The sequence below is a fragment of the Caballeronia choica genome, from assembly GCF_001544535.1.
Lineage (GTDB): Bacteria > Pseudomonadota > Gammaproteobacteria > Burkholderiales > Burkholderiaceae > Caballeronia > Caballeronia choica.
Genome location: NZ_FCON02000303.1, coordinates 1 through 4,645 on the forward strand (window position 1 = coordinate 1; position 4,645 = coordinate 4,645).

The window sequence follows — 4,645 nt, forward strand, 5'->3', positions numbered from 1 at the left end:
CCCCCACCCCAAGCGCCAGCGCCCTCTCACCGCATTCCCGCCGCCACCCGCCCCATCTCCCCGACCCCACTGTCAAAAACCCGCTGAAAGAACGGAATGAGGTTCGGCACCATAAGCTGAAGCAACAACATCCCGACGAGCATCGTCACCGGAAACCCGACCTGAAAAATCCCGATCTGCGGCGCCGCCCGGTTCAGTATCCCCAATGCCAGATTGGCGATCAAAAGCGCGGCAACCACCGGCAACGACAACAACAACCCCGTCGAAAACACACTGACGCCATACGCGGCAAGCGTCCTCCATCCTTGTGCATGCACCGCAGCCCCGAGCACATCGGCGCCAATCGGCACGCTCTGAAACGTCGTGACCAACGCGCTGATCATCTGCAAATGCCCATCGAAGACGAGAAACGCGAGCATCGCGATCGTGTTGAGATATCGCGACACGACCACCGCACTCCCGCCCGCGCGCGGATCATAGAGCATCGCAAAACCAAGCCCCATCTGCTGCCCGATGAACTCGCCCGCGGCATCGATGGCAGCAAACGCAACCTGCATCGTCAGCCCAAGCGCCGCGCCGATCAGAAACTGGTTGACGATGATCCACACGCCATCGGCGGAAAAAACGGTGACCTGCGGCACCGCGCCCAGCGTCGGCGCGACGATCAGCGTGATGAAGCCGGCCACGCCGATCTTCACGCGCATCGGTATCGCCATGTGGCTCAAGACCGGCGCCGTCGCGATCAGCGCGAGGATGCGCACGAACGGCCACAGGAACGAAGTGAGCCAGACATTCAGTTGCGCATAAGTGACGGAGAACATCGCGTGAAATCAGCCCGTGATCGCCGGCGTGATCGTGAAGACGTGACGCATGTAGTCGAGGAGCGTCGAGAGCATCCACGGCCCCGCGATCACGAGCGTCACCGCAACCGCGATCAGCTTCGGAATGAACGACAGCGTCGACTCGTTGATTTGCGTGGCGGCCTGGAACAGGCTCACCACCAGGCCGACGACGAGCGCCACCAGCAACAGCGGCGAGGCCAGCAGCAGCGCGACATACATCGCCTGATGCGCCATCGACATGACGGATTCGGGAGTCATCGTGAGTGTTCCTTGAACCTTAGACGAAGCTCTGCGCGAGCGAGCCGATCAGCAACTGCCAGCCATCGACGAGCACGAACAGCATCAGCTTGAACGGCAGCGCGATCGTCGCGGGCGACACCATCATCATGCCCATCGACATCAGCACGCTCGCCACGACCATGTCGATGATGAGGAACGGGATGAAGATCGTGAAGCCGATCTGGAAGCCCGTCTTCAACTCGCTCGTCACGAACGACGGCACGAGCAGCGACAGCGGCACGTCTTCCGGTCCGTTCATCGGCGGCGCTTTCGAGATCTTCGCGAAGAGCGCGAGATCGGTTTCGCGGGTCTGGCGCAGCATGAACTGCTTGAACGGGCCGACCCCGCGCTGCATCGCCTGGTCCGTCGTGATCGTGCCTTCGGAGAAGGGCTTGTACGCGTCGTTGTAGGCGCGCTCCAGCACCGGCGACATCACGAAGAGCGACAGGAACAACGCAAGCCCGACCAGCACCTGGTTCGGCGGCGTGCTCGACGTGCCAAGCGCCTGCCGCAACAGCGAAAGCACGATGATGATGCGCGTGAAGCTCGTCATCATCAGCACCATCGCGGGCAGGAACGACAGCATCGTGAGCAGCAGCATCGTCTGCACGCTCAGCGAATACGTCGTGCCGCCGTTCGGGCCGGGGCTCGTGTTGAACGCGGGCAGGCCCGCCGTGCTTTGCGCGAACGCCGCCAGGGGAAGCGCGGCGATCATGACCGGCAACGCCAGCTTCACACCCCGCGCGATAACTCGACTCACCTGCATTTACTTGCTCCCGCCCGCGAATTTTTGCAGGCGCTTGTTGGCTTCGCCCGCGAGGGCATCGCGAAACCGTTGACCGAAAGTCCCTTGCAACGTTTGCGCGGGCGCCGGCGTTTCGCCGCCGATCGCGCTTGCCTCGGCCGAGCCGGCCGGCATCGTGTGCAGGAGGCGCACATTGCCGGGACCGGCGCCGACGACGAGCCACGTATCGCCGATCTCGACGACCGCGACGCGCTCCTTGTTCCCGAGCGACGCCCCGCCGACCACCTTCACGAGCCCCGTGCGCTTGCCGCCCTGGAAGCCGAACTTGCGGGCAAGCCAGGCGCAGCCGAACACGAATCCGATCACGATGACGAGACCGAAGAGCGTCTGCAGCACCGCGCCGAAGCCGAGCGACGGCACCGCCGTTCCCGCGCCGACGCCCGAGGCGATCTGCGCGGCGTGATTCACCGCGTTCATGTCGGCGGCGTGAGCGAAGAACGGCGCGAGTGCGGCGAGCGCGGCGAGCGCGGTGACGAAGCGTTTCATCGATTCAACTTCCGGATGCGTTCGGACGGCGTGATGATGTCGGTCAGGCGAATGCCGAACTTGTCATTCACCACGACCACTTCGCCCTGCGCGATCAGGCAGCCGTTCACGAGCACGTCCATCGGCTCGCCGGCGAGTCCATCGAGTTCGACGACCGAGCCTTGCGCCAGTTGCAGCAGGTTGCGGATCGCAATCTTCGTGCGCCCGAGTTCCACCGTCATCTGCACGGGGATGTCGAGGATCATGTCGATGTCGTTGCGCGTCGAGGGCGTGGCGGCCTTCGAGAGCGGCTGGAACACGCCGGCCGTGGTCGGCGCGGGCACGTCGTTGCCGTTCTGCTCGGCGAGTGCGCTCGCCCAGTCGTCCATGCCGAGGTCGTCGGTCCTCAGCGGGTCGCCGATCCCGGTTGTGCCGGGCAACGTGCCTTCCTGCATCAAGTCACTCATGTCTACCTTCCTTCATTCATTTCGGTTGCGCTGATCATCTTCTGCACGCGCAACGCGTATTGACCATTGAAAAGGCCGTAGCCGCATTCCATCACCGGCACGCCATCCACTTTCGCCACGACCTGCTCGGGCACGTTGAGCGGCAGCACATCGCCGACGCGCATGTTGAGGAGTTGCTCGAACGAGGAGCGAATCTCCGCGAGATCGACGGTCAGCTCGACCTCCGCCGTCTGCACCTGCTGCGACAGCACGCGCACCCAGCGGCGGTCCACTTCGAGCGCTTCACCCTGGATCGGCGAGGCGAGCACGTCGCGGATCGGCTCGATCATCGAGTACGGCATGCAGATGTGGAGCGTGCCGCCCGTCGTGCCGAACTCGATCGAAAACTGCGTGACGATCACGATCTCGTTGGGCGTCGCGACGTTGGCGAACTGCGTGTGCATCTCGGAGCGCACGTGTTCGAACTGCAACGGCCGCACGCTTTTCCACGACGCCGTGTAGTGCTCGAACACGAGGTTCAGGAGCTTGCTGATGATGCGCTGCTCGGTCTGCGTGAATTCGCGTCCTTCGACGCGCGTATGGAAGCGCCCGTCGCCGCCGAACAGGTTGTCGACGACGAAGAACACGAGGTTCGGATCGAACACGAACAGCGACGTGCCGCGCAACGGCTTCACGTGGACCAGGTTCAGGTTGGTCGGGATCGGCAGGTTGCGGGTGAATTCGCTGTACTTCAGCACCTTCACGGGGCCGACGGAGATTTCCGCCGAGCGCCGCATGAAGTTGAAGATACCGACGCGCAAGAGACGCGCGAAGCGGTCGTTGATGATTTCGAGGCCGGGCATGCGGCCCCGGACGATGCGTTCCTGCGTCGCGATGTTGTACGGGCGCACGCCGGACGGCGCGGTTTCGTCGGAAACCTGGTCGACCTCGCCGGTGACGCCTTTGAGGAGGGCATCGACCTCCTCCTGCGACATGAACTCTTCGTGTCCCATGGCTGTTCCTTTTGCCAGTTCGCTTGAATCAGCTAGCTCGCGTCTTACTGGACGACGAATTCGGTGAACAGCACTTCATCGACATGCACCGGCTCTTCCGCCGAGCTCGCCGTCGTTTGGATCGCGGCCCGCAGGTCGCTGGCGAGGGTGCGTTTGCCTTCGACGGTCGCGAGGTCCTCGGGGCGCTTGGCCGAGAGGAGCAGCAGCACGCGGCTGCGGATCTCGGGCATGCGTTCGGTGAGCTTCGCCTGGGTTTTTTCGTCGCGCAGCTTGAGCGTGAGGCCGGTGCGCAGGTAGTGCATTGCGCCGTCGTCGGATTGCAGGTTGACGGTGAGCGATTCGAGCGGGAAGAACACGGGCGGCGGCAGCGGCACCGGCTTGGCCGGCGCGTGGGAGCCGAATTTGCTGATGGCGAAGTAGGTGCCGCCCGCGCCGGCGCCGAGGAGCACGATCGCCCCGATGGCGATGACGAGCGTGCGCTTGATGCCGCTCTTCGCGGGGACGATGGGTTGCTGGTTTGCGGTCGTGGTTGCCATGAATGCTTACCCCTTTCTGTAGCCTGTATTGTTGGCGAAAGGGCCTTCGAGCGATGGGTTGAACAGAAGGGGGATTTGGGGTTAATTCGGAGTTGGGGGATGGGTCGCTGGCGCTGGGGGATGGGGGCAAGGTGCTGAGTTGTTTACACCGTTTGATGCGCTTGGGCTTCTATGGAACTTGTTTTGTTTTTGGTTTATTTGCTCTGCCCCTGTCCGGGGCGGGACTCACTTTCTTTGCTGCTGCAAAGAAAGTAAGCAA

General features: G+C 63.2%; 7 protein-coding genes. All 7 read right to left on the reverse strand.

Features of this window, described 5'->3' with window-relative positions; translation table 11 throughout:
• Positions 1–26: 26 nt before the first annotated feature.
• Genes fliR through fliL form a run of 7 tightly spaced genes read right to left on the reverse strand, consistent with a single transcriptional unit; the run spans position 27 to position 4,386 of the window.
• Positions 27–821 (reverse strand): flagellar biosynthetic protein FliR, encoded by a 795-nt coding sequence (gene fliR, locus AWB68_RS42775; RefSeq protein WP_087650155.1) that lies wholly within the window; start codon positions 819–821, stop codon positions 27–29.
• A gap of 9 nt (positions 822–830) precedes the next feature.
• Positions 831–1,100, reverse strand: coding sequence for a flagellar biosynthesis protein FliQ (gene fliQ, locus AWB68_RS42780; RefSeq protein ID WP_087650156.1), 270 nt, complete (start codon positions 1,098–1,100; stop codon positions 831–833).
• 19 nt (positions 1,101–1,119) lie between these two features.
• Positions 1,120–1,836 (reverse strand): flagellar type III secretion system pore protein FliP, encoded by a 717-nt coding sequence (fliP, locus tag AWB68_RS42785; protein ID WP_087650161.1) that lies wholly within the window; start codon positions 1,834–1,836, stop codon positions 1,120–1,122.
• A 51-nt stretch (positions 1,837–1,887) separates the two neighbouring features.
• Positions 1,888–2,412 carry a flagellar biosynthetic protein FliO gene (gene fliO, locus AWB68_RS42790; protein ID WP_087650157.1) on the reverse strand — a complete coding sequence of 175 codons (525 nt, stop codon included), beginning with the start codon at positions 2,410–2,412 and terminating at the stop codon, positions 1,888–1,890.
• Complete coding sequence (fliN, locus tag AWB68_RS42795; RefSeq protein ID WP_235028829.1) at positions 2,409–2,846, reverse strand: flagellar motor switch protein FliN; 438 nt, start codon at positions 2,844–2,846, stop codon at positions 2,409–2,411. The genes fliO and fliN overlap by 4 nt, the downstream gene beginning before the upstream one ends.
• 14 nt (positions 2,847–2,860) lie before the next feature.
• Positions 2,861–3,850, reverse strand: coding sequence for a flagellar motor switch protein FliM (gene fliM / locus AWB68_RS42800; RefSeq protein WP_087650159.1), 990 nt, complete (start codon positions 3,848–3,850; stop codon positions 2,861–2,863).
• Between the two features lie 44 nt (positions 3,851–3,894).
• A complete protein-coding gene (gene fliL / locus AWB68_RS42805) occupies positions 3,895–4,386 on the reverse strand; it encodes a flagellar basal body-associated protein FliL (RefSeq protein WP_087650160.1) in 492 nt (163 codons plus the stop codon).
• Positions 4,387–4,645: the final 259 nt, after the last annotated feature.

Coding starts and splice junctions, on each gene's coding strand:
- fliR (WP_087650155.1), bottom strand. CDS start 821: ATGTTCTCCGTCACTTATGCGCAACTGAATGTCTGGCTCACTTCGTTC.
- fliQ (WP_087650156.1), bottom strand. CDS start 1,100: ATGACTCCCGAATCCGTCATGTCGATGGCGCATCAGGCGATGTATGTC.
- fliP (WP_087650161.1), bottom strand. CDS start 1,836: ATGATCGCCGCGCTTCCCCTGGCGGCGTTCGCGCAAAGCACGGCGGGC.
- fliO (WP_087650157.1), bottom strand. CDS start 2,412: ATGAAACGCTTCGTCACCGCGCTCGCCGCGCTCGCCGCACTCGCGCCG.
- fliN (WP_235028829.1), bottom strand. CDS start 2,846: ATGCAGGAAGGCACGTTGCCCGGCACAACCGGGATCGGCGACCCGCTG.
- fliM (WP_087650159.1), bottom strand. CDS start 3,850: ATGGGACACGAAGAGTTCATGTCGCAGGAGGAGGTCGATGCCCTCCTC.
- fliL (WP_087650160.1), bottom strand. CDS start 4,386: ATGGCAACCACGACCGCAAACCAGCAACCCATCGTCCCCGCGAAGAGC.